Here is a 23747-nt window from a genome sequence, read left to right as displayed (position 1 = left end):
ATCATAAATAAAAGATAACATGAACACAACGTCATTTTTATTACTCAGATTGGCCATTGGCGCAAGTATGCTGGGGCACGGACTTGTACGCTTACCCAAATTACAAACCTTTAGTAAGTGGATGACAGGCAATTTTGAAAAATCGATGCTGCCTAACGGACTGGTATTGCCGTTCAGCTATGTATTGCCTGTTGCGGAGTTCACTATTGGTCTCCTTATTATGCTCGGTTTATTTACGAGACCTGCATTAATTGCCGGATCTATTGTCATGATCATGCTTATAACCGGCACGGCATTGATTGAAAATTGGGATGCACTGCCTTCACAGTTAATACATGTAGCCATATTTGCTGCACTGATCAACGCATCTGGCTATAACACGTTAGCAATCGATAATATATTGTTTAAAAAATAGTACCTGATGAGCAGCAGAAGAAAATTTATTAAACAAAGCGGCATACTGGCTTTAACGAGTACAGTTCAATCCTTCACAGGAAAAAGTATCTCACAAAACAAACAATCTATGCAGTCAAAAGAAAAAACATACTGGCCGGATGGATCTCGACTGGTAGTCTCCATATCTATGCAATTTGAAGCAGGTGGACAGCCTGATAATGCAGAAAGCCCTTTCCCGAAAAACATGCAAAAAGGCTACACTGACCTTCCCGGCGCAACATGGTTTGAATATGGTTATAAGGAGGGTATTCCCCGTATGCTGGACAATTGGGAAAGGCTTGGCATTAAAGTCACATCGCATATGGTAAGCGCAGCAGTACTTAAAAATCCATTTCTCGCTAAAGAAATAGTTGAGCGTGGACATGAAGCTGCGGCACATGGAATGAACTGGGCAACCCAATACAACATGAATTACGAAGAAGAAAAAAAATTCGAAAAAGATGGTGCGGATGCTATCGAAAAAATCACAGGAGTAAAACCCGTTGGGTACAATGCCAACTGGTTAAGGCGTGGTGCCAACACATTAAACATTTTACAAGAACTCGGGTTTATTTATCACATTGATGATTTGAGTCGGGACGAGCCCTTTATTATTAAAGTGAACAATAAAGATTTTGCAGTTGTGCCTTATACGCTCCGCAACAATGATATTCTTTTGATTGAAGGAAAAAACTTTTCAACAGATCAGTTCTTTAACCAGGTTAAAATGGAATTTGACCAGCTATATCCCGAGTCTGAAAACCGCCGCAGACTGATGTCCATCAGCTTTCACGACCGCATTGGAGGCACTCCGCAAATGGTAAAAACCACCAACGAACTAATAAGATATATACAGCAACATAAAGGTGTATCGTTCAAACGAAAAGACGAAATCGCAAGGATGACACTTGATGACAAAACGACCATCAGAGAGTGAATTGCTATCATGATTAAAACTAAAGGCTATCGATGATTGATAGCCTTTAATAATTTCAATTATTTGGGAAGCAGCGCCTGCCCCTCAAAAGCTATACCGTCCCATCCGTGCGCCATAAATTGCCTGATATTCTGATGATCCATACCACTGGGATTATTTAATACCGACTGATAATGTTCTGCAAACAGGTAAAGCGTGTCTTCTTTACTTAGATTATTTAGTTGGGCAAACGCAAAAACTTTCGCGCTCCCCTGGTTTTGCGTTGCTTCATTGTACGTCTCTCCGTTTTTGAATGCAGTGGGCTGATGTTGATAACTCGCTTCAATAAATTCAATCACCTCCTTAAACGTAAGTGAATTGTCTTTTAATCTACCGACCAATGTAATTAACTGTTCTTTCATTCAGAAAAGTATCTATTTAAAATTAATTTGGCGCGAAATCCGTCATTATGTGCCCTTCGCGCATTTTTACCGGCCAAAAATAAAATTAAAAGATCCAGCTTTCAGCCTTAATCAGAAATATTCTTAAACAATCAATCGTATTGGTTTGAAAATAGTTGAACAGGACTTCTGCCATGCCTGATGCTTTTTACAATTTTATTCTGGCGTTTTTTTTGTGGCCCTATGTATAAAAGTAAAATCATGAAATATGACCCCTTTGACTTTGTTGTAACAGCAAATCTTGACACTATTTCGGGAACGCTGATACCTATTGGAGACAATGATAAAGATTACCCCAAGCAATTCAATGTTGTAATAGAAGACAAATCAATTGGCCTTCTACAGTGCGATAACAAAATGTGGACATTTCAACATGGCGATAACAAAGAACTGGCGGAAGCTATTGGTGAATTTGTGATTGAGTGGTATAAGGGGGAGTGAAGAAAGGTGTCAGGTATCAGGTTTCAGGTTTGAGGTATAAGGTCTCAATGAGGTTTAAAGTCGTGAGAGAAGAAGGAGCTGTTTAATTTTTGATCGAAAACCTTGTGTTTGTGGTTTGACCTTAAACTTTTATAAGCCAGCCGTGAAATAAGTTTATTTGCACACGTGTATAGGATATCTTTTACAAAAAAAATCAGTCTATAATCACGAAAACCAATTGCGAAAAAAGTTCTCATTTTCGCCAAAACCCAATAAAGAGAATACAAGTTTCAATATGAAATAACCAATAAAACCTTCTTCTCACCCCTACTCCTCAAGCCTCATGCCTCAGGCCTTATACCTCAGACCTTATACCTCAAACCTGACACCTGATACCTGACACCTGATACCTGATACCTGATACCTGATACCTGATACCTGATACCTGACACCTGATACCTTTTTCAAAATTTTCCCCCAAAAAAACTTGCGTAAGTGAATACTTACATTTAATTTAGTAAGCGAATACTTACATATTTTATGAGATCACAGGCAAGAAGAGATGTTTTCCAGGCAATAGCCGATCCAACACGGCGCGCTATCATTGCGCTTATAGCGTTTCAGTCAATGAACCTGAATGCTATTGCCGAAAATTTTAACGTTAGCAGGCCGGCCATTTCCCAGCATATCAAAATTTTACATGAATGTGGTTTGATCACCATCAAACAACAAGGCAGGGAACGTTATTGCGAAGCTCAGCTTAATAACCTTGCCGCAGTTGCGGACTGGCTTGAACCATTCCGCCAGGCATGGGAAGACCGGTTTAACAAAATGGACGATCTGCTGGCACAAATGCAATCTTCGAAAAAAAGAAAAAACAAATAATCATGGCATCTAAAAATCAGACAAAAGTAACCGCCGAACCAGGTAAACAGGAACTGCACATCACAAGAGAGTTCGATGCTCCGAGAGAGCTGGTGTTTAAAGCCTACACAGATCCGGATCTTGTTATTCAATGGCTTGGTCCAAAAGATCTGGCAATGAGAATTGAAAAATACGACTGCAGAACAGGCGGCTCCTACAGGTACATTCATTCCGATAAGAATGGAAATGACTATGCCTTTAATGGTGCGGTGCATGAAGTTACTGCACCTGAAAGGGTTATTCAGACTTTTGAGTTTGAAGGCTTGCCTGAAAGAGGACATGTTAGCCTGGACAGCGCCTTCTTTGAAGCATTGCCGGACAACAGAACCAAAGTAACCATTCATTCTGTGTTTCGCTCAGTGGCAGACAGGGACGGTCTTGTTCAATCTGGCATGGAGAAAGGACTTAGCGAAGGCTTTAGCCGGCTTGATGATCTGCTGGCAAAATAATTTCATTATAAAAATTCAAACACAAAAAAAACAACTCTTATGGTTAAAGACGTATGGCTCAATCTTCCTGTAAAAGATGTAAAAAGGGCCCAAACATTTTTCACTGATCTTGGTTTTACATTCAACGCACAACATGCTGACGGAGTTAATTCCGCTTGCCTGATGATGAGTGAAAAAAATGTTGCGGTAATGCTTTTCGCAGAACACATATTCAAAAGCTTTACATCAAACAATGTGATCACCGGCACCGATAATTCTGAAGTATTAATTTCATTCAGTGCCGAAAGTCAGCAGGAAGTGGATGAAATGGCTGCAAAAGTTGAAAAGGCAGGAGGAAACATTTACTCCAAACCACAATTAAACCAGGGATGGATGTACGGATTTGCTTTCAGCGATCCCGATGGGCACAAATGGAACATGCTTTACATGGATCTCAGCAAGATGCCTAAATAACTTCAGTCAAAATAATCACGATGCCAAAATCCCTTGCTGCAACAAAAGATCTAACGGCTCGCCAGTTCATCATCAGACTCACTGCGCTGCAATCCGATGATGAACTTAAAAAAATTCAGCGTTATTTTAAATCAGAAGCCGGTTCATACGGTGAAGGAGATCAGTTCATCGGCGTGAAAATGGGCCAGCTTTTTGAACTGGCGAAAACGGTCATTGCCATGCCGGCAAAAGAAATCGAAAAGTTACTCGAGAGTCCGATCCATGAAGTTCGAGCCGGTGCGCTGAGTATTATGGATAAAGCATCGCGCGATAAAACAATCACCGGACCGCGCCTCAAAGAACTGTATGACCTTTACATGAACAGACACGATCGCGTAAACAACTGGGATCTTGTAGATCTCGGTTGTTTACATATGGTAGGCAGTTATCTTATTGATAAACCAAGAAAGATTTTATACCGACTGGCTAAATCAAAAAATATCTGGGAGCGGAGAACTTCCATCCTTGGCACCTGCTATTTTATAAAAAAAGGTGAGACTGCAGATACTTTCAAAATTGCAGAGATCCTGTTGCTCGACAAAGAAGACCTGATTCACAAGGCTGCTGGTTGGATGCTGCGCTTCGCCGGAGATAAAGACCCCAAGGGCCTTCGTGCCTTTTTGGATAAACATGCCGCAACGATGCCCAGAACAATGCTGCGGAACTCCATCGAAAAATTTGACAAGAAAGAAAAAGAACATTATATGAAAATTTGTGAGGAATAACAGGCCGATAGTAAATACTTCTGATCCTATCATTGTAAAACAGGTAGATGGGTCTTTAAAAAACGACTGGGTAAACTTCCTTATTAACACGTATAAATTCAATTTTTACGAATGGCCGCGCGCCTTTGCGCTTCGTAACGGATGGAGGCTTTATGTAGCCTAACGTGACAACAAAATAGTTGCCTGCCGTTCGTTTTTCACGACAAGTGAAAAAACCGTCTTTTCAGGGGTAGATGCGCCTGTACCCGGTGTAATGACAGATGATCACGCGCCGGACTTTGCCATTTGGCGGAAAGCTATCAATGAAGGAATAAAAGGGGGCGCAAGATTATTTGTCGCAGACATTGAATTACCAGATACAACGAAGAACAAAGCAGCTTATGAAGGCTTTTCCAAATTGGGATTTTATATTCCTTATACAAGGTTTCACTACAGATTGAATAAATAACATATGCACGCACATATCATCATGATCAATCGCTAAACATTCTTCACAAAAGGATATTTTTAACCATAATCATCTTGAAATAACTACAAAAATTACTATCTTTCATATTATCTGAATCACTTATTCTTACCCACAGAAGCTTGACATAAATCCGGTACCGTTATCTACAAAGACCAGATTTAAAGTGATTGTCCATGCCAAAGACAAGTCAAATTCTTCTCACAGAGGAGAAAGAAACCTTACTTATTACTTTGTATGCCAAAGCACTCGACAGTCGTTCGTCACGCTCTATACTTTGTGACAAAACCGCCGAAGCTATTGCGCAACAGATCAATTACGATTTCAATAAATTAACAAGCCTTGCCAACAACAATATTATCGTTGTAAGAGCCAGGCAATATGACGAATGGCTGAAAGAATACCTGGCAAACAACCCCAACGCAGTTGTACTTAACCTTGGTTGTGGATTGGACTCGAGGATTGCAAGAATTAATCCACCAATGAATATCCGTTGGTTTGACCTGGACTACCCGGAAGTTATCCAACTAAGACAGAACTTTTTCGAAGACAGGAATGGCTATACGATGATTGCTTCTCCTGTAACCGCGCTTAGCTGGATGAAACAATTGCCAACAGATCGCCCCGCGATAATAATAGCTGAAGGCCTGCTTGAATACCTAACAGAAGAAGAGGTTAGAATATTACTAAACAGGCTAATAACTTTTTTTCCGCACGGACAATTGATCTTTGATGTGATGAGTTCCTTTGCCATCCGGTCGGGGCAAAAGAAATTGAAAGCAACAACAGGCGCTATTCATAAATGGGCAGTGAACGACCTTACTGATCTAGACCAACTGGACCTAAGACTTACAAGAATTTCCGGTCTGTCTGTATTCCAATCTCCCTACATAAAGGAACTTCCGTTAGGATACCGCTTACTCTATGGCCTCATGACAACAATGCCGCCGTTCAACAACATGCTCCGCTTGTTGCGATACGAATTTTAAAAATCCAAACAAACTTGTTGCCTGGCATACTTATACTCGGGCAAACAAACTTTTTATCGTACAAATGCTGGCAATTGTTGCAGGAATCAATGCTGGTATTTGATTTTTTTTGAAAAGATAATTATTTTGCCCTCGAACAGCTGTGCGGGCCAGCAAGCTACTTACCAATCATTTTTTATCAATCAATTATATGAGCCAATTAATCACCGGTATTCACCATGTAACAGCCATTGCAGGCAAATCGCAGAAGAACATTGATTTTTACGCTGGTATCCTCGGACTGAGACTTGTGAAGAAAACCGTAAACTTTGATGCACCGGAAGTCTATCATTTTTATTACGGCGACGAACAGGGTTCACCAGGAAGCATACTCACATTTTTCCCTTATGGCCACATTCAAAGCGGCAGACATGGCAAGGGCATGCTTAATACAACCAGCTTTTCTGTTCCGTACAATAGCATTGGATACTGGCAGGAACGATTAACCAAATATGATATAAAACAAAAGCCTGTGCAGGAAAGACTTAAAACCGAGGCTTTTATTTACTTTGAGGATCATGACGGGTTGGGACTTGAGTTGATTTTTACTGACAAAGACAGCAGGCCCGGATTCAGTTACGGACACATACCGGAAGAACATGCTATCAAAGGTTTTTATAATGTGGAAATATGGGAAGAAGGTTATGAGCGGACCGCGGCTTTACTTACTGAACAAATGGATCACACGCTGATAGCAGAGGAAGGAAACCGCTTCCGTTTCGCCGCAAACGATAAACCCGGAAATTATGTGGACATTCTTTGCATGCCTGACAGGCTGCGAGGTTTGGGAGGCAACGGAACCGTTCACCATATTGCTTTTGCAACGCCCAATGCAGAAACACAGTTGGAAGCCAGGCAGAAAATTTCCGCACGCATGCTTAATCCCACACCTGTGTTGGACAGACAATATTTTACATCCATTTATTTCAGAGAGCCCGGAGGTGTATTATTTGAAATAGCCACATCAGGACCGGGATTTGCGGTAGATGAAGAACCAGCACATTTGGGTGAAGCTTTAAAACTTCCACCACAATATGAACCAATGAGAAAAGAGATTGAAAACGTAGTGGACCCGGTTTCTTTTCTTGCTGATAATTATAAATAATGATATGCATCAAAAAAATATAACCACTTCGGGCAAGCCATTGTCTGAAGCATCAAAAGCATTGATCCTGCTGCACGGACGGGGAGCAAGCGCTTCTGATATTTTATCCCTGGCTCAGTATTTTAAACTTACGGACTTTGCACTGCTCGCACCGCAGGCAACAAATAACACATGGTATCCTTTTTCGTTCATCGCACCTGTGCAACAGAACGAGCCATGGCTCAGTTCAGCAATTGATCTATTGAAGGACATAGTACAGGATATTGTTACGGCTGGCATTGACAAAAGCAATATTTATATGATGGGCTTTTCCCAGGGAGCCTGCCTTACACTGGAATTTGCAACACGCAATGCAACTAGATGGGGTGGAATTGCGGCGTTCACCGGAGGCCTTATAGGAGATCATATCTACAGAGAGAACTATGCCGGCAATTTCGATAATACGCCCGTTTTTATAGGCACAAGTGATCCTGATTTTCACGTTCCGGTTCAAAGGGTTTATGCAACCAGCAACATTTTAAGAGAAATGGGAGCTGATGTGACTGAAAAAATTTATCCTAATATGGGGCATACAATTGTTCAGGATGAGATTGAACATGTGAACAAGCTGATATTCAGCAGCCCTGACACAGCATAACAGAACCTCGATCACGAAACAAAATGCGTTTAATGCAGTACAGGCACAAAGCATTAAACGCATTGTTGTTTGCATCAAAGCGACCCCGTTAATTTTCAACAACACTATCAAAAACCATATAAGGTGTAATGGCTGCAGCTTTGATTTGCGCTTCATTTAAATCTTTTGTCACAAGTGCATCCTCACCCAATACAACAAAGCAGTCCTTATCAATAAAAAAACCGCTCAACAATATTTCTGTTCCGTTGCTGGTTATGCTTAGCGGTATTCTTTTATTTTTATCCATTACTTCAAAATAGGTAGAGCCATCTCCATGATAGTCCAAAATCTGTTCATCTTTTAACACCCATTTATTATTGCGGATCTCTCCTATCAATTTTCCATCAAACGACTTAATCTGTGCCGAAATAAAAACTTTTTGATCTTCCAGCTTCAGATAGATCTTATAAGGATCATTAGAGCAGGCAGAAGAAATTTTTCCATTGACATAAAATCCCTCTTTAAGCTTCGAGACAGGCAGGCTTTCCCCATCCCCCTTACCCAGCTTTAATTGTATCACACCCTGATTTACCTGAACTTCTTTGGGAATAGTCAATCCGATACGATGATACTGTTCAAATGCCATTTGTCTTTTTGATTTGAAGAAATAGTCACGCAGGTAAGGAATAGAGATTATCAAAATCATTATTACCAGCACAGGGAGCAACAGTTTAAAAAGTATATTCCGGGCAGGGTGACGTGATGATTTATCTACCCTGACCGACAAGCGTGAAAGTGAAACAGCTTTTCTTGTTTCTGCTATTTTTCGCAATTGCTTAATCTTTTTTTTGCTCATAGGTAAGCTTTATGAAATCGATTAGGAAGGTGCAGCAATAGTTTGCTGGCTGGCGGCAAATAGTTTACCCGATACAGAAGACATCAATTGAATGGAAAGGTCCGTTAAACAAGTGGTGCGGGTGATCAAAACGGCCGCAGCAAACATAGTCGCAGGGAATGGAACCCGTCTACTAAGTTAGCAAATATCCAGGTGATTTAAAAGCATCAAATGGCCTCGCAAGGCAGATACGAAAGCACATTAACCACAGAGGCAAAGGGGTTTATCTCACAGAGTCGCCCGGGAACGTTTCTACTGAAACAAGTATCTTGTATTCTTCCGTGAAACCCGGTGAACCAAACTCTTTTACTTCCGTGGTTAAAATACCTGGCTGTGAAATAAACAGATACCACGCTTCTTCAACACCCTATTGCAATTCGCAAACGAGTTTAGTAAATTGGGTTATATGAAACAACTCCGTCTAACGGCCCTGCTTTTGCTTTTGTTAAATAGTATTTATGCCCAGAACGACACCATCCACCCAATAATGTTTGGAAACAAACTGGCAATTAATAACGACAATCCGCCGGACAACTCCCAACCGGTTCTAAGAAAAATAACGGACAAGCTCATTCCGTATGTCAACGGCAAGGATTTTCTCTTAAGTGTTTTGCCCTATGACAAAATCTTTGAAAAGCTTTATTCAGCTACCGGAAATGTGTGGTTCGCAGACAGCCTTTTTATTGACCATTGTAATTTTTACAATAGTCCGAATCCTGATCCTCCATACTTCAGAAACACTTTTTTTAGTTCTTCTATAACTATCGAAGCATTCAATAATTCAGGCCCTAAACACAAGCCATATTCATTTACGTTAATGAACAATGCTTTCAGTAGTTTTTTGGGACTGAATATTAACAACAGCTATCTCGACACCTTATCTATTTCCGGTTGCACGGGAAATATGTCCTTTAAAAATGACACCACTGACTTTGTGTTCCTTTCAAATTTGCCGGAGTTTTCAGACAGTTCATCCACTGGTTCTCTCTGGTTTGAAAATATCCGCTCGCTAAAAGACACATCCTCCATCCTTATAGAGCATTCAAACCTGAATGGCATTACATTTAGCAACTCCGGTCTTAATGATATTACATTTGTAGAAGACACACTTAATGCTACTTTTATCGATTCTATTTTCACATCAAAAGATGCTGCGTCCATCGTCAAATCTATTTTCTTTAATAAATGTTTTATTAACGGAAGCTTCAATTGCAAAGGTTCCAGGATCCAGAATTTATATTTTGTCTCCTGCAAATTTGGTCCATCGGCTTCACTGGCTGATTTACGTTTTGACACATTAATACTGGAAGATTGTGGCAAACTACCATCCGGCATAGCCTTCTCTCCTATCCCTAACAATAAGGATTGTTATTTAAAAATTGTCCGCACCGATATTACGGCTTCAAACTTTAAGTATCCTGCAGGCCTGCATTTATTTTTTGACGATAATGAGGGAACTGATGACATTAATAACGTGTATGTTTCTTTGTTAGAAAAACTTAAAGGGGAAGCAAAAACGGAATCTTACAAACAAGTAGACATTGACTATAGAAATCAATTGGCATCCAGGGGCGGCATCGTTGAAAAGACGTTGAATTTTGTAAACCGCACATGGTGGAACTATGGTTATAACAAAGGAAGGGTTATCTGGATCAGCCTGATATTACTGTTGATTTTTTTCTTCATTAATTTATTTACATGGCAACGCCTTCAACTGATTTATCCTGTAAGTTCTATTATCGATAAAATGGAAGACGCATTTGAAAACAAAAATTACGTACGGCATGCCAGCCTTGTTTTCCTTTACACATCCTTCATCTTTTTTTCATTCAAAATAGATTTTACGAAGATCAGGTTCGGAAACCTGCAAACAGTTGCATACTTTCTTCTTCAATATATTGCAGGGCTGATTTGTTTATTTTTTATACTGAATGCGATTTTGAAAGTTTAGAAGACAGGAAATTCTTTCACAGAGAAAAATACCGAGAAGACACCGAGGAGCACAGAGAGCTGAATCCTGCACTGATATCTGATTTTATAGTTCGATGCCCGCTGTTGATTCTTTATTTATTTGCAGTATCCTGTTTCAGACAGATGCAGGCCACAGCAACATGATAAAACATTATTGCGCGAGATAGCCGCCATCAACATTATAATATGCACCGGTAACAAAAGATGCTTTATCAGAATTGAGCCACAATGCCAGTTCAGCAACTTCTTCGGCTGTTCCAAGTCTACCCATCGGGTGAAGGCTGATCAATGCTTTTCTTGCTGCCTCATCCATTCCACTTAGCAATGGTGTTACAATATACCCTGGTCCAATAGCGTTTATTCTAATGTTTTTATCCCCATATTCCAGTGCAGCAGTCTCGGTAAGTCCGATAACACCGTGCTTCGCTGCAACATAGGCGGCTGAACCCTTTGTTCCTACTTTACCTAAAATAGATGCCATGTTTACGATGCTTCCTCCGCCTGCCGCAATGATCGCAGGTATTTGATAACGCAGACCATAAAAAACACCGGACAAATTAATTGAGATCACCTTATCCCATCCGTCGACCGGATATTCGCCCACTGAACTTATTGGGCCGCCAATACCCGCATTGTTCACAGCTATATGCAGCGCTCCGAAATGTTTTACAGCTTCATTCACTAATTGCTCACTGTCGCCAGGTTTTGATGTATCTGCTTTTACAAAAAGGGCTTTTCCCCCTTTTGATTCAATTTCCTTTACAGTTTCATTCCCTCCCGCTTCACTAATATCAGACACCACTATTTTGGCTCCTTCGGATGCATAGAGCAATGATATAGCACGACCAATACCAGATCCTGCACCGGTAACAATGGCAATTTTTTTGTCTAAACTTTTCATCATTCCTGATTTTATTTTAGATAATCAATGAGCTAAATACAATAAAAAATCTGTGTTTCAGTATATTAAAAACACCTGTCAGTTTTGCTATTTTGCTTTCATTATTCCCGGTGCTTTCCAAGCGCCGCTTAATATCTCTTGCTTTGGCCAGTAAACTCTCATCAAAACATTGAATGCTCCTTCCGGCGCAGGCAGCCAGTTACTTTCTTTGTCTTTACCCGGCGAATTGTGTTGAATGAATATATCTGTAGAACCGTCTGCATTTGTCTTTAGATTACTTCTATCGCCTATTGCATTGCGATTAATGGGATTCTTTATCATAAAACCTTCAGGATCGTACATAGTGAGCGACCAAAATGCATTGGCTGGTGGTGTTTCACCTTTAGCGAAATGAATAACATAATTGTTTGCTCCATTCAAAGCATTTCCACTTTCATCAAACGCAGCAGAAGGATAAATTGCATCCTCAGGAAGGTTGGCGCCCAAACCACCATAAGCAACAAGCGCTCTGGATTGATAATCCGTGCCATAAGCACCGGTGTTGTGCATAGGCACCCATCCGTTTACGAGCTCTTTGGGCTTAGCAAAAAAACTACTTGCAGATGCAAAGAACTCAGCAGGTATTTTCTTTAAGGCCTCCTGGGTTGCCGCATTAAAACTATCCAATGCAAACTTTCCACCAGGTTTAATGCCTAATAATGCAAATTTTTCCATTACAGGTTTATCTGCCTCTGCCGGCGGATTTTTTATCATTAAATTATTCGTGTAATTAAAGAATTCATCGATGGGCATAGTTTTAACAATCTCATTCGGGTTTAATTTTGAAAGGTTGTTATCTGGCATGGGCCCGGGAGGAGTATACGCTTTACCCCATTCATTCAAAGGCGTAAGTTTATATTGATGCTGAATGGGAACAACAATTTTATTTCCATCTTCTTTACTGTTAACCTGCGTACGGCCAATTATCCATACCAGGCTTGTTGGCGATTTCAGTTGCGGCATGTTAGCAGGAACTGTTCCTGTCCAACCTGGTCCCGTGATCAAAAAGTTGCCGGCTTTTGTTCCGGTAGTTCTGCTTCCCGGCGAGGCAAATACATTGGTGTATGCATCCAGCATCGGCATCATGTAATAGCGGCCCTTTGTATCAGGAACTGATAATACAAGGGCTCCCTGACTTAAGTCCAGCGTTGCAGTAGAATAGTATGTGTCAGCATTGGGCCTCACAACATCCCGGAAATCTGCATCAGGAAATGCTGATTTGTGTGCGAATGTATTGATGGCTGCCGCGTCTTTATTTTTTCCATCCGTCATCTTTCTGCGTGTGATATCCATTAACGCAAGTGGCACAGAAAATATGTATGCCTGCCTGGCAGTTTGAACAACAGATGTATCAACTTCATTTGAAGACGAAGCATTATTGCCTTGTCCATTATCTGAGCCGCATGAAGCAATCAAAAAAAGAAAGCAGAAAATAAATAGTACTTTATTCATGAAGGCATTTTTATGAAAAGAAAAAATCAAATCATCCATCGTTTAATCACGTAAAAAACAACAATGCATTTTTGAAATTGTTTGAGCGATTTAATATTTGAACAAAATCCGGATTGCCATAATATCTCTTTAAATCACTGCGTCTTTTTCTTCTTTTGTTTGCAATATGGCTCCGGTCAGCGATTATAACCGGACAGCCGGCGTATCAAAAACGAACACATGAATTATATCCTCATATATAATAATGTGATTAAAATAAATTAATATGACTGGCACCGTTCTGGAAGCTAAAAGTCCGTCCTACTTCGACCGGTCAAAACCATCAGCCATGTTCAAAAACTATTTGAAAACAGCCTTTAGAAATTTGCTGCGCAATAAAGTGCATGCGATCGTCAACATTACAGGACTCATTGTAGGGTTCAGCGCATTTTTACTGATATTTCTTGTGATATCATACGAAAGCAGCTTTGACGATTTCCATTCAAACAAAAAAAATATTTACCGTGTTGTAAGGGCCGGCAAAACGGGCGATGACCGCGACTACAGAACCGGCGTTCCTTTTCCAGTTACCAATGGCTTAAGACTGGATTATCCCCAATTAAAAAATGCCGCCGCTATAATGTCGGACAACAATGTGCAGGTAACTATTCCAGGCAACAATGGCGAGACTGTCAAGAAATTCAAGGAAGCCAGCGGTATATTCATTGCGGAACAACGCTTTTTCAACATGTTCGATTTCAAGATCGTGGAAGGCAATGCAAACAATGCTATTACTGAACCTAATACAATCTTGCTTTCAAAGAAATTTGCAACAAAATATTTTGGGGACTGGCATACAGCTTTAGGTAAAGTGGTAAAAGCTTACGGGCTCAATTTAAAAGTCACCGGCATTCTGGAAAATCCTCCGGTCAATACAGATTTTCCGCTGGGGATGGTGATTTCTTATCCCACTATGGATGCCAACATGAACGACTGGGTTAGCATTGAAGATAACAACTATTGTTTTATACAATTGCCACCCAACTATTCTGCAGCGCAAATGAGCGCCTTGTTACCGGCTTTTATCACCAGGCATATACCTCCGGAACATGCCGGTTACAAATTGCAGCTTCAACCTTTAAAAGAAATGCACTTTGATGAACGGCTGGGCAATTTCAACGGTCGCACATTCAGCAAACAAATGGTAACTGCGCTTACACTTATAGGAATGTTCCTCCTGATTATAGCCTGCGTAAACTTCATCAATCTTTCTACTGCCAATGCTGTCATCAGGTCGAAAGAAGTGGGTGTGAGAAAAGTGTTAGGAGGCACACGCAAGCAACTGGTAGTGCAATTTTTCAGCGAAACCGGTGCCGCTTGTATTATTGCAATGATCGGGGCGATAATAGTGTCTGTTATCTTTCTTCCGTTCTTAAACAGGCTGCTTGAAATCAATCTAACGGCAGGTAGTTTATTCACACCGTCAACAATATTATTCATACTGCTCTCATTAGTTATAGTTACAATTTTATCAGGTTTTTATCCGGCACTTATTCTTGCCGGTTTCAACCCTATAAATGTGTTAAAAGGCAAGCTAACTTCTGAAGCAGGCAAAGGCATTACGCTCAGAAGAGGATTGGTGGTATTCCAGTTTGTGATAGCGCAAACGCTTATCATTGGCACCCTGGTGGTAGTGGCGCAAATGAATTATTTCAGCAATGCAGACATGGGTTTCAGCAAAGAAGCGATCGTGAATGCGAGTCTGCCGCGCGACAGTGCAAGCCGCACTAAGTATGTGCGGTTACGTGATGAACTCAGCAGCATACCGGGCGTTGCTGAACTAAGCTTCAGCACATTTACGCCCGCGGCCAACGGTGGCTGGGCAACAGATCTCAGACTGGCTTCGAACAACACAAAGAAAGCTGACCTGATTGTTAATATGAAACCGGCAGATACCGGCTATTTCAGTCTTTATAATTTTAAAATGGCAGCGGGCCGCGTGTACTACCCTTCGGATACGGCAGGTGAGTTTGTAGTGAACGAGACGCTGGTAAAAGCGCTTGGTTTTGGCACCCCACAGGATGCGATCGGAAAGCAAATAAATGTAGCGGGCAAGCTGAGTCCAATTGTCGGCGTAGTAAAAGACTTCCACATGCATTCATTAAAAGACCCGATAGACCCTGTTGTAATGATGTCAGCCAAAGGGAGCTTTGGAGTAGCTAACGTCAGGATAAAACCAGGCAAAACAAAACAGGTGCTTGCCGGGATGGAAGCTACATGGAACAAAGTGTTTCCGGACTATGTTTTCGAATACGACTTTATAGACCAGTCCATTGCGGATTATTACAAACAGGAAAAGCAGCTTAGTCAACTATATAAGATCTTTTCAGGCATTGCCATCTTTATTTCATGTCTCGGTCTATATGGGCTTGTGAGCTTTATGGCGCAAAGAAAAAGAAAAGAGATTGGTATTCGCAAAGTATTGGGCGCTTCACTTGGCAATATTCTTTTGCTTTTGTCGCGCGAGTTTACCTTACTTATTGCTGTAGCGTTTTTAATAGCAGCACCCGTCGCATGGTATTTCATGCATCATTGGCTGGAACAATATAGTTTCAGAATAGATATTGGTTTAGGGTTCTTTATTATAACACTTATTTGTTCAATTATGATAGCGTGGCTGACAGTGGGCTATTCTGCGATTAAAGCTGCCATTGCAAATCCGGTAAACAGTTTGAGGACGGAGTAATTCAATGGATAATTGATAGTGCCTGCCCGACTGACGTCATTCAGGCGGGGATAATTGAAAATGAAGACAGCATAAAGTCTCTGTGGAACTCTGTGTGCTCTCAGTGTTGCTCTGTGTAATAATAATTTAATTTAAGAACCGTTACACAGAGAAAAATACAGAGGATACATGGAGAACCACAGAGTTTTATTACTACTATTAAAGGAAATCGACCTTACCTGTATTCATGTTATAAATAGCACCTACCACCTTAAGCTGATTCTTATCCACCAACTCTTTTAGCATAGGGCTTTTTGCAGTGATCTGCTGCATGGTCAGCTTGACATTCTGCTCGCAAACTGCATGAACAAAATCATTGTTCTTAGAAGTCTTATCTCCTGTAAAGGATGTCAGGCTTGTTACAGCGGGCCTTATTTTGGAAAGCATTGCAGTTATGTTACCGAGCTTTACATCATCAATAGCTGATTTAATTGCACCGCAGTACTCGTGCCCTAATACAAGAATTACCTTGGCGCCAGCCACTTTGCAACCGAACTCCATGCTGCCCAGTATATCCTCATTTACAAAATTCCCTGCAATACGGGCCACGAATACATCGCCTATACCCCGATGAAATACATCTTCAACAGGTACCCGCGAATCCAGGCAGGACAAGATAACAGCTTTTGGATATTGGCCAAGTGCAGCCCTGCGCACTTTTGCGCTATTATTCCTTACCGTTAAGCTATCGGATACAAACTCATCATTCCCTTTTTTTAGCAGAGCAATAATTTCATCAGGTGTAAGTTTTGCCTGCTGATCAGCTGTTAATACGCTATCAGCCAATATCATCACCTTGTTCACTTTAACCTCGTCAGCGTCATTCACTTCATGTGCCTCATGTTTATTCTGGCATGCTAACAATGTGACAATCATTGTTATTTGGAGCAGCAGCGATTTGTAATTCATATGGTATTTTTTAACTGTTTACGATATGCTGCAATTGTTGAAGAAAGTAAATTACGTAAAGTAGATTTCTTAACTACGGGTACAACAACTTTCAACAACAACAACAACAACAATGCACCCAAAATTGTTGCAACAACACAAGTCCGGTTATTCAGTCCGGGTGCAAAGTCAATCGCTGCAAAACAAAGCTCCAGATTATGACTGCTGTTACGCTTGCACAATTCCACTAAAAAATCACCCGTAATTGAAACACTGCCTGCCAGTTTCCTACATAATCAGGTCTTGCAATATTGTAAAATGCCTGCTATGATGATAACTTTCACAAAAGCTGATTTAGGCACCACCTGCACGGCAAAAATTGCGCCGGGGTGCTGCAGCTTAAGGAGCAGCTGCGCACTTACAAAAAGTGCTTCTTATTCTTTTACCTTCTCTGCATCCCCCATTGTCCATTTCTTCTCAAAGAATTCTTTTTCCGGACCATAAAAACGAGCCATCAGTTCAAATCCGCTTTTAGCATCAGTGGGGATCCAGTTAGCTTCTTTACCTGCAGGAGCCTTTGCTCCAATGTAAACATCAACTGATCCGTCGGCATTCTTTTGAAGACCGGGCGATGTGGAAGCCCTGCTTGCGTGCGGCAGTCCCTCAATCAGTGCATGCGTTTCGCGGTCATATGCAGTCACCGACCAATATAATTTAACAGGTACATTGGCAGGCAAATGCAACTTGTATAAAGCGGAGCCATCAAAAGTTTTTTTATCCTTATCCTTTATGCTCATCAGATAAAACTGTCCCGATCCAAGATGTTTTGCGCTGAAATAAGCTATTGAATATGCAATAGCTCTTCCATCAACCGGATAATTATTTGCATCTGTATAATTTTCAGTTATCGCTTTCAGTGTTTGAGGGTTTGCAGGCAAGGCCCAATTTGTGCCATCATAAAACGGAGGCTTAAAAACCATTTCATATTGCCCGTCCAGCCATTTATGCGCGTCAGCTATAGCAGCGGTAAGCACTTCTTTTGTGCGGGCATCAGGGGTAAAGTTTTTCCCCTTTTCAATTCCAATTGTCTTTAACTGTTCAACCATCACCATATCGCGGGTCAGCCAGGGCTCTCTTTGCACAAAACTGTTAAGTGATTCAAAGAAATGTATGTTATAGGGAATGATATTTCCGAAAGGTGTTTGCATCAAATCTACCATTACAGATTGAGGTGGATTGGCTGCCTGCGCGTAAGGATAGATCTTAACTCTTTTGCCATATTCAACAGCTTTTGCAATATCTTCTTTGGTACCGGCGCCAATATTTGAACGCAAAATAGCAAAACCTGTATAGGTTGAGGATGGCATGGATATATAACCTGCCGGGACCTTATCCTTGTAACCCGGAGGAGTTATCAGATACTTACCACCTTTACCTTTGTCAACGCCGGCAGGACCAACATCTTCTATTGCGGTTTGCCATGCATCGTCAAGCGAACCCGTGATGGATGACCAACCTTCAGCCGGAGGAATCTCCAATACAACAGGTCCTTTACGTGTATCATAAAACGGATTTACATAAATGACATCAGGATTGGGAGTAAGCGTCTGATTCTTTGAATTAACCAGGTCTGACCAATACACAATCTGGTTATAATCACCTTTCGCCTGTAACAAACTTTCGTGCATAAGCTCTGAATTAACAGCAGGCATACCCCAGATAACAGCATTGAATGCGCGGTTATATAACACTTGCTCATTCACGTTAGCAGGCTTAAACGTTGCAGTCTGCGCTGTATCCGAAGCCGGCGCACTGCCGGAAGTGGTTCCGGAAGAATTACATGCTGCAAATACCTGTATTGTTACCGCAAACACTAAGAGATGCTTCATATGCGGATCATTTATTTTGATTATAAAAAATATTGTTGTCAGAACGACGCCAAGTAAGAAGTTTGAAGTACGAAGTACTTAATCTCGAACAGGCTCGATTGATTCATCATTGTTCATAATGGAACAGTCTTAGTTCACTATTGACTATTCACTACGTGCATTTAATCAAAAATGAGATGACAGATAGGTTAATATCCTACGGACAATAGGAAAATAGTATTGCTTGCTTTTCTTTTAATCTTTAAGCTCCTAATGGCTATGGCTGGCATTCTCAGTTATTCTTCTTATTCAAACAGTAATCACTACCCCAAAAAGCAGTGCTGATCCACTTTTCACTATTGACTATTCAACGTCGTTTCCTTAAGAGGTCAGGAAAAACAAAGCAAGCCCAAAATCACGTACTTCGTACTTCGTAAATCGTACTTGATGAATGACACTTATTCTTAAGGAAACGACATGGACCGACTATTCACCATTCACTTACCTGACTTCTTCAAAATCTCCCGGCTTCCAGCTTCCGTCAAAAGCTGCCTGCTCCGGACCATAAATTCTTATATACACAAACCAGCCTTTTCCGGGGATGGTTTTAATCCATTGCTTTTCTTTTCCCGCAGGCGCTTTAGGTCCGAGATACAGATCAACCGAAGGTTCTTTTGCAAGATCTTTCTTCACCGGACTGGCTGCAGGCAGCCAAAATCAAAGCAGGTATAGATGCACCAAGAATACCTTTCATATCGTAATAATATATTTATTGGAATTGTTTATAGTCAGGGATTAGAAGCCTATAAAAAAAGCTACATCCGGGATACTTCAGAATGTAGCTTTTTGTAGTTATGTTATTTTTTATCCGGCTGCGTAACCATTGAGGGATGTTTCATATTTGACTCCGTGGCTTTGTTAATATCTTCCTCCACTCCGTCAACCGAGAATGAAGCCGGCAATTGCGAAGGTGGATATTTAATGAAGGTTTCAAGAAAACCAACAGCATGCGTACTTATCTGTCCTATTTTGTAATCATTGTCTACCAGCCATTGATAATAATTGTCAGAAACAAGATCAGCCCGCTCAAACGGATCCATTCTCAAATTAAATACCTTAGGAACCCGGTATGTGGTAAAAGGATACGACCAGACTTCAAAGCCCCCGACCTTGGGTTGTTCACGAACAACCATTTTCCAGTCCTGGTACCTGAATGCAACTAATTGCGCATCGTCATTAAAATAAGGAAACTCAGTTCTTGCGCTCTTATCGGTCTTACCAGTAATGAAATCAAGTTGATTATAACCATCCAGGTGAACTTTAAAGGTTTTTCCGCCTACATTTTTACCATTCAACAACTCGTCTTTAATATTGGCATTGCCTGCTGCAGCCAGTAGTGTAGGGAACCAATCCATTCCGGAAAACATTTGATTGGTCAGTCCACCGGGCTGTATATGTCCTGGCCAGCGTACGAATGCAGGTACACGGTAAGCACCTTCCCAATTGGTATTCTTCTCACTGCGGAAAGGAGTTGTAGCTGCATCGGGCCAGCTGAATTGGTTAGGACCATTATCGGTTGTAAATACAACGATAGTATTATCTGTTAATTTAAGATCATCCAATAGCTTCATTAGTTTGCCAACATTATCATCCAGTTCCAGCATGCCATCTGCATAAAAATTACCGGGCATTCCGGCTCTGTTAAGCATGGAAGGACGAACGTGCGTTTTAAAATGCATGCGTGTAAAATTCATCCAGGTAAAAAATGGCTTGCCATTCTGTGCCTGTTTTTTAATAAACTCCATACAGGCCGAGGTAGTTTCATCGTCAATGGTTTCCATTCTTTTGATTGTAAGCGGACCAGTATCTTCCACTTTACCATCGGCTGTTGAATGAATCACACCGCGTGGGGAGTTAGCCTTCGTAAATGCAGGATCATCTTTTGGCCATGTAGGATGCTCTGGTTCCTCTTCCGCATTCAGATGATACAGATTACCAAAGAATTCATCAAAGCCATGCCTTGTGGGTAAAAATTCATCCCTGTCTCCCAGGTGATTTTTACCGAATTGCGCTGTTGCGTAACCAAGTGGTTTCAATGCCTGCGCGATAGTAATATCCCTGTCCTGCAATCCAACAGGAGCACCAGGAATACCAACCTTGGACATTCCTGTACGTTTAGCACACTGTCCTGTTATAAAAGTAGAGCGCCCGGCGGTACAACTATTTTCTGCATAATAGTCTGTGAACATAAGCCCGGAATGAGCCAGCTTGTCGAGATTAGGAGTCATGTAGCCTACAACTCCCTGGCCATATGCGCTGATATTGGTGAGCCCAACGTCATCGCCAAAAATTACCAGAATATTGGGTTTGTTTTGAGCAAATGAAACACTGCTCATGAGGCATACTATCGTTAGCAGCAGATAGTATCTACCCTGTAGTCCTTTTCTTTTCATAATTACATTTTAAATGTTTGTGGTTTGAAAAAATCGTTACTAATGAATCATTTAATTATTCGGCGCAGACATATTTTCTAATTCCTTCAGCCGTTTAAGCGCGTCCTGCTGTCGCAACAAACCATAATTGATATTACTTGCATTTAATGTGCTGCCAGTTTGATAAGGATACTTATCAAAATCACTGAAAAAGCTTTTGATCTTTCCCTGGATCGGTACCAATAACCACATCTGCTGACCAAAAAACTTTACAGATTCTCCCCCTTCTTCCATCCCGCGCTCGTAAGGGTCCATTCGCAGATTAGTGATCGTAGCCCATGCAGTCACCTCTCTTGTTGAGGTTGCAATATTTCCGCGTGAGTTAATAGCAAAGCTCACTTTCCAGTCATTCCATCTGATGGCGTTCAGATTGCCAGCCTGGTCAAAATAATAGATGGCGTCGCGCGGACCAGTTTTTTCCTTGCCTTGCAGATAAGGAAGGAAATTGTATCCATCGAGATGAACCTTAAAGTTTTTGCCATTGGCAGAAAAGCCCGCAGCGAGTTTTTCTTTGATATCAGGAGCGCCTGCGGCAGCGCATAAAGTTGGGAACCAGTCTATCAGCGAAATAACTTCGTTGCTTACTGTTCCTGGTTTAATAACGCCGGGCCATCTAACCATCATAGGAATGCGGAAACCTCCCTCCCATGTAGTTCCTTTTTCACCGCGGAACATAGTCATGGCGCCGTCTGGCCATAGCGCAATTTCAGCGCCGTTATCTGTGGTATAAACTACTATAGTATTATCAGCAATTTTCAAATCATCCAATTGTTTCAGCAATTCGCCAACCATTCCATCGTGTTCTACCATACCATCTGCATGAATTCCCTTACCTGTTTTACCCATCGATTCTGCCTTCAGGTGTGTAAACACGTGCATACGCGTACTGTTGAACCATACAAAGAAGGGCTTGTCGGCTTTAGCTGATTTATCGATGAATTTCTTCGCTGCACCCAAAAATTCTTCATCCACAGTTTCCATACGTTTTGAAGTCAGGGGGCCAGTATCTTCCACTTTACCATCAGCGGTAGAATGAATAACGCCGCGTGGTCCATATTTTTTCTTAAAATCAGGATCTTTGGGGTAGAAGTATCCTTCCGGCTCTTCTTCCGCATTCAGGTGATAGAGATTACCAAAGAACTCATCAAACCCATGCTTGGTTGGCAGATGTTCATCACGATCGCCCAGGTGATTTTTTCCGAACTGACCTGTTGCATAACCCTGCGTTTTCATGATGTCTGCAATGGTTGGCATCCACGAAGTAATTCCGTGAGGATCTCCGGGCATTCCAATGGTCAATAACCCTGTACGGAAAGGTTCTTCACCAAGAATAAAAGATGCGCGGCCAGCCGTACAGCTTTGCTGCCCGTATGAATCAGTGAAAAGGCATCCTTCATTTGCAATACGATCGATATTAGGCGTTTGATACCCCATTAACCCTTTAGTGTATGCACTGATTTGAGGAATACCGATATCATCACCAAAAATGACAAGAATATTGGGTTTCTTTTGAGCCAGTCCGGCATTGATTGTAAACGCCGCAAGAGCTGATACTACTAGCGTTTTGCGCAGGATGGTGCATGCTACCATAATGAGTGTTTTTTTGTTTTAAAAGATGCGGTTGCAGTTTTCAATAATGGAAGGCGAACGGAAAAGAATTGCTTTTAACAGCACGGCACGAACACAGAATACCTGTCCCATAAGCAGGCAATTGCTTGTTTGTTTAACAGAACTGCCGTACACACAAAACATTCGGCTGAATATTATACAACATGCGGAGTTGATAAAAGTTCAAGAGAACCCTAACTTTTAACCTTTTTACCTTCAAATTCAATGGGATACAGCAAAAAAATGGTAGGGACGTTGCAACGCAACGTCTCGTCATATTTCGTTGCAATGAAACACCTCTTAATATTCAAACGGCACAAAACGGGGAGACGTTGCAAAACGTAGAGACGTTGCAATGCAACGTCTCTACCATGTATAACAACATCCATTAAAGAAAAATTAAAAAGGCCGCGTCATGTGCTGTGCTCTGGCCTTTTTGCCTAAACATTTTTAATATTGTATCAATTCCCTTGTACGCGCAAATCCCCTTTACTTCAGCACTCCAACGTCCCCCGAAAAGCCTGTCAAATAAGTAAACACAAACCTGTTCGCAATGAATAAATCATATTGTAACCTCATAAACAATGTTAACTGCCCCGTTCCTCATTACATTAAGCGAAAGCGACTGGAGAAGCTGCGCTGTTAGTATAACATCATCTGTGGAGAATGGAATCAGCAGAGCATTTTCCGTTTTTTCATTGCCTGATACAAAATCATCTCTTGTCTGGACAAAAGTTTGATACTGCTTGCCGGAATTTTTTGCATTTAAATCCATCCTGAATTTTAATGTTAGTTACTACCTCAATAATGCGCGCTGATATATTCTTCATAC

General features: G+C 41.2%; 23 protein-coding genes. 13 read left to right on the top strand and 10 right to left on the bottom strand.

Features of this window, described 5'->3' with window-relative positions:
- Nucleotides 1-19: 19 nt before the first annotated feature.
- On the top strand, nucleotides 20-415 hold the full coding sequence (locus QTN47_RS02980) for a DoxX family protein (protein ID WP_369327828.1): 396 nt from the start codon (nucleotides 20-22) through the stop codon (nucleotides 413-415).
- A 6-nt stretch (nucleotides 416-421) separates the two neighbouring features.
- The gene (locus QTN47_RS02975; RefSeq protein ID WP_369327827.1) at nucleotides 422-1372 is read left to right on the top strand and encodes a polysaccharide deacetylase family protein; all 951 of its coding nucleotides are present in this window, start codon (nucleotides 422-424) and stop codon (nucleotides 1370-1372) included.
- 59 nt (nucleotides 1373-1431) lie between these two features.
- On the opposite strand, the gene QTN47_RS02970 is transcribed toward QTN47_RS02975, so the two are convergent.
- On the bottom strand, nucleotides 1432-1773 hold the full coding sequence (locus tag QTN47_RS02970) for a HopJ type III effector protein (RefSeq protein WP_369327826.1): 342 nt from the start codon (nucleotides 1771-1773) through the stop codon (nucleotides 1432-1434).
- A gap of 240 nt (nucleotides 1774-2013) precedes the next feature.
- On the opposite strand from QTN47_RS02970, the gene QTN47_RS02965 reads away from it, so the two are divergent.
- The 9 genes from QTN47_RS02965 to QTN47_RS02925 all read left to right on the top strand — a co-directional run bounded on the left by QTN47_RS02965 (nucleotide 2014) and on the right by QTN47_RS02925 (nucleotide 8058).
- Nucleotides 2014-2253 (top strand): hypothetical protein, encoded by a 240-nt coding sequence (locus QTN47_RS02965; protein ID WP_369327825.1) that lies wholly within the window; start codon nucleotides 2014-2016, stop codon nucleotides 2251-2253.
- A gap of 519 nt (nucleotides 2254-2772) precedes the next feature.
- On the top strand, nucleotides 2773-3117 hold the full coding sequence (locus tag QTN47_RS02960; RefSeq protein WP_369327824.1) for an ArsR/SmtB family transcription factor: 345 nt from the start codon (nucleotides 2773-2775) through the stop codon (nucleotides 3115-3117).
- Between the two features lie 2 nt (nucleotides 3118-3119).
- Nucleotides 3120-3605, top strand: a complete 486-nt coding sequence (locus QTN47_RS02955; protein ID WP_369327823.1) for an SRPBCC family protein — start codon at nucleotides 3120-3122, stop codon at nucleotides 3603-3605.
- A gap of 39 nt (nucleotides 3606-3644) precedes the next feature.
- Nucleotides 3645-4058, top strand: coding sequence for a VOC family protein (locus tag QTN47_RS02950; protein WP_369327822.1), 414 nt, complete (start codon nucleotides 3645-3647; stop codon nucleotides 4056-4058).
- Between the two features lie 20 nt (nucleotides 4059-4078).
- Nucleotides 4079-4822, top strand: a complete 744-nt coding sequence (locus tag QTN47_RS02945) for a DNA alkylation repair protein (RefSeq protein WP_369327821.1) — start codon at nucleotides 4079-4081, stop codon at nucleotides 4820-4822.
- Nucleotides 4823-5075: 253 nt separating this feature from the next.
- The gene (locus tag QTN47_RS02940) at nucleotides 5076-5270 is read left to right on the top strand and encodes a hypothetical protein (RefSeq protein WP_369327820.1); all 195 of its coding nucleotides are present in this window, start codon (nucleotides 5076-5078) and stop codon (nucleotides 5268-5270) included.
- Between the two features lie 194 nt (nucleotides 5271-5464).
- Nucleotides 5465-6277 carry a class I SAM-dependent methyltransferase gene (locus tag QTN47_RS02935; protein WP_369327819.1) on the top strand — a complete coding sequence of 271 codons (813 nt, stop codon included), beginning with the start codon at nucleotides 5465-5467 and terminating at the stop codon, nucleotides 6275-6277.
- A gap of 190 nt (nucleotides 6278-6467) precedes the next feature.
- Nucleotides 6468-7421, top strand: coding sequence for a ring-cleaving dioxygenase (locus QTN47_RS02930; protein WP_369327818.1), 954 nt, complete (start codon nucleotides 6468-6470; stop codon nucleotides 7419-7421).
- A 4-nt stretch (nucleotides 7422-7425) separates the two neighbouring features.
- Entirely contained in the window at nucleotides 7426-8058 is a 633-nt protein-coding gene (locus QTN47_RS02925) for an alpha/beta hydrolase (protein WP_369327817.1), read from the top strand.
- An 88-nt stretch (nucleotides 8059-8146) separates the two neighbouring features.
- On the opposite strand, the gene QTN47_RS02920 is transcribed toward QTN47_RS02925, so the two are convergent.
- Entirely contained in the window at nucleotides 8147-8893 is a 747-nt protein-coding gene (locus QTN47_RS02920; RefSeq protein WP_369327816.1) for a hypothetical protein, read from the bottom strand.
- A gap of 445 nt (nucleotides 8894-9338) precedes the next feature.
- On the opposite strand from QTN47_RS02920, the gene QTN47_RS02915 reads away from it, so the two are divergent.
- Nucleotides 9339-10883, top strand: a complete 1545-nt coding sequence (locus QTN47_RS02915) for a hypothetical protein (protein WP_369327815.1) — start codon at nucleotides 9339-9341, stop codon at nucleotides 10881-10883.
- Between the two features lie 171 nt (nucleotides 10884-11054).
- Here QTN47_RS02915 and QTN47_RS02910 read toward each other — a convergent pair whose 3' ends face one another.
- Nucleotides 11055-11807, bottom strand: coding sequence for an SDR family NAD(P)-dependent oxidoreductase (locus QTN47_RS02910; protein ID WP_369327814.1), 753 nt, complete (start codon nucleotides 11805-11807; stop codon nucleotides 11055-11057).
- Between the two features lie 84 nt (nucleotides 11808-11891).
- Nucleotides 11892-13295 (bottom strand): DUF1254 domain-containing protein, encoded by a 1404-nt coding sequence (locus tag QTN47_RS02905; RefSeq protein WP_369327813.1) that lies wholly within the window; start codon nucleotides 13293-13295, stop codon nucleotides 11892-11894.
- 265 nt (nucleotides 13296-13560) lie between these two features.
- Here QTN47_RS02905 and QTN47_RS02900 point away from each other — a divergent pair, with 265 nt between their 5' ends.
- On the top strand, nucleotides 13561-16020 hold the full coding sequence (locus QTN47_RS02900) for an ABC transporter permease (RefSeq protein ID WP_369327812.1): 2460 nt from the start codon (nucleotides 13561-13563) through the stop codon (nucleotides 16018-16020).
- A gap of 198 nt (nucleotides 16021-16218) precedes the next feature.
- Here QTN47_RS02900 and QTN47_RS02895 read toward each other — a convergent pair whose 3' ends face one another.
- The 6 genes from QTN47_RS02895 to QTN47_RS02870 form a co-directional block, all read right to left on the bottom strand.
- Nucleotides 16219-16968, bottom strand: a complete 750-nt coding sequence (locus QTN47_RS02895; protein ID WP_369327811.1) for a carbonic anhydrase family protein — start codon at nucleotides 16966-16968, stop codon at nucleotides 16219-16221.
- Nucleotides 16969-17381: 413 nt separating this feature from the next.
- On the bottom strand, nucleotides 17382-18836 hold the full coding sequence (locus tag QTN47_RS02890; protein WP_369327810.1) for a DUF1254 domain-containing protein: 1455 nt from the start codon (nucleotides 18834-18836) through the stop codon (nucleotides 17382-17384).
- Between the two features lie 480 nt (nucleotides 18837-19316).
- The gene (locus QTN47_RS02885; protein WP_369327809.1) at nucleotides 19317-19508 is read right to left on the bottom strand and encodes a DUF1214 domain-containing protein; all 192 of its coding nucleotides are present in this window, start codon (nucleotides 19506-19508) and stop codon (nucleotides 19317-19319) included.
- Between the two features lie 164 nt (nucleotides 19509-19672).
- A complete protein-coding gene (locus QTN47_RS02880) occupies nucleotides 19673-21268 on the bottom strand; it encodes an arylsulfatase (protein WP_369327808.1) in 1596 nt (531 codons plus the stop codon).
- 51 nt (nucleotides 21269-21319) lie between these two features.
- A complete protein-coding gene (locus tag QTN47_RS02875; protein WP_369327807.1) occupies nucleotides 21320-22897 on the bottom strand; it encodes an arylsulfatase in 1578 nt (525 codons plus the stop codon).
- 580 nt (nucleotides 22898-23477) lie between these two features.
- Nucleotides 23478-23690: a hypothetical protein gene (locus QTN47_RS02870; protein ID WP_369327806.1), complete on the bottom strand. Its 213-nt coding sequence runs from the start codon at nucleotides 23688-23690 to the stop codon at nucleotides 23478-23480.
- Nucleotides 23691-23747 lie beyond the last annotated feature (57 nt).

Origin of the sequence: Danxiaibacter flavus (genome assembly GCF_041060425.1) — a bacterium.
Lineage (GTDB): Bacteria > Bacteroidota > Bacteroidia > Chitinophagales > Chitinophagaceae > Danxiaibacter > Danxiaibacter flavus.
This window is presented reverse-complemented; position numbering and strand designations above follow the sequence as displayed.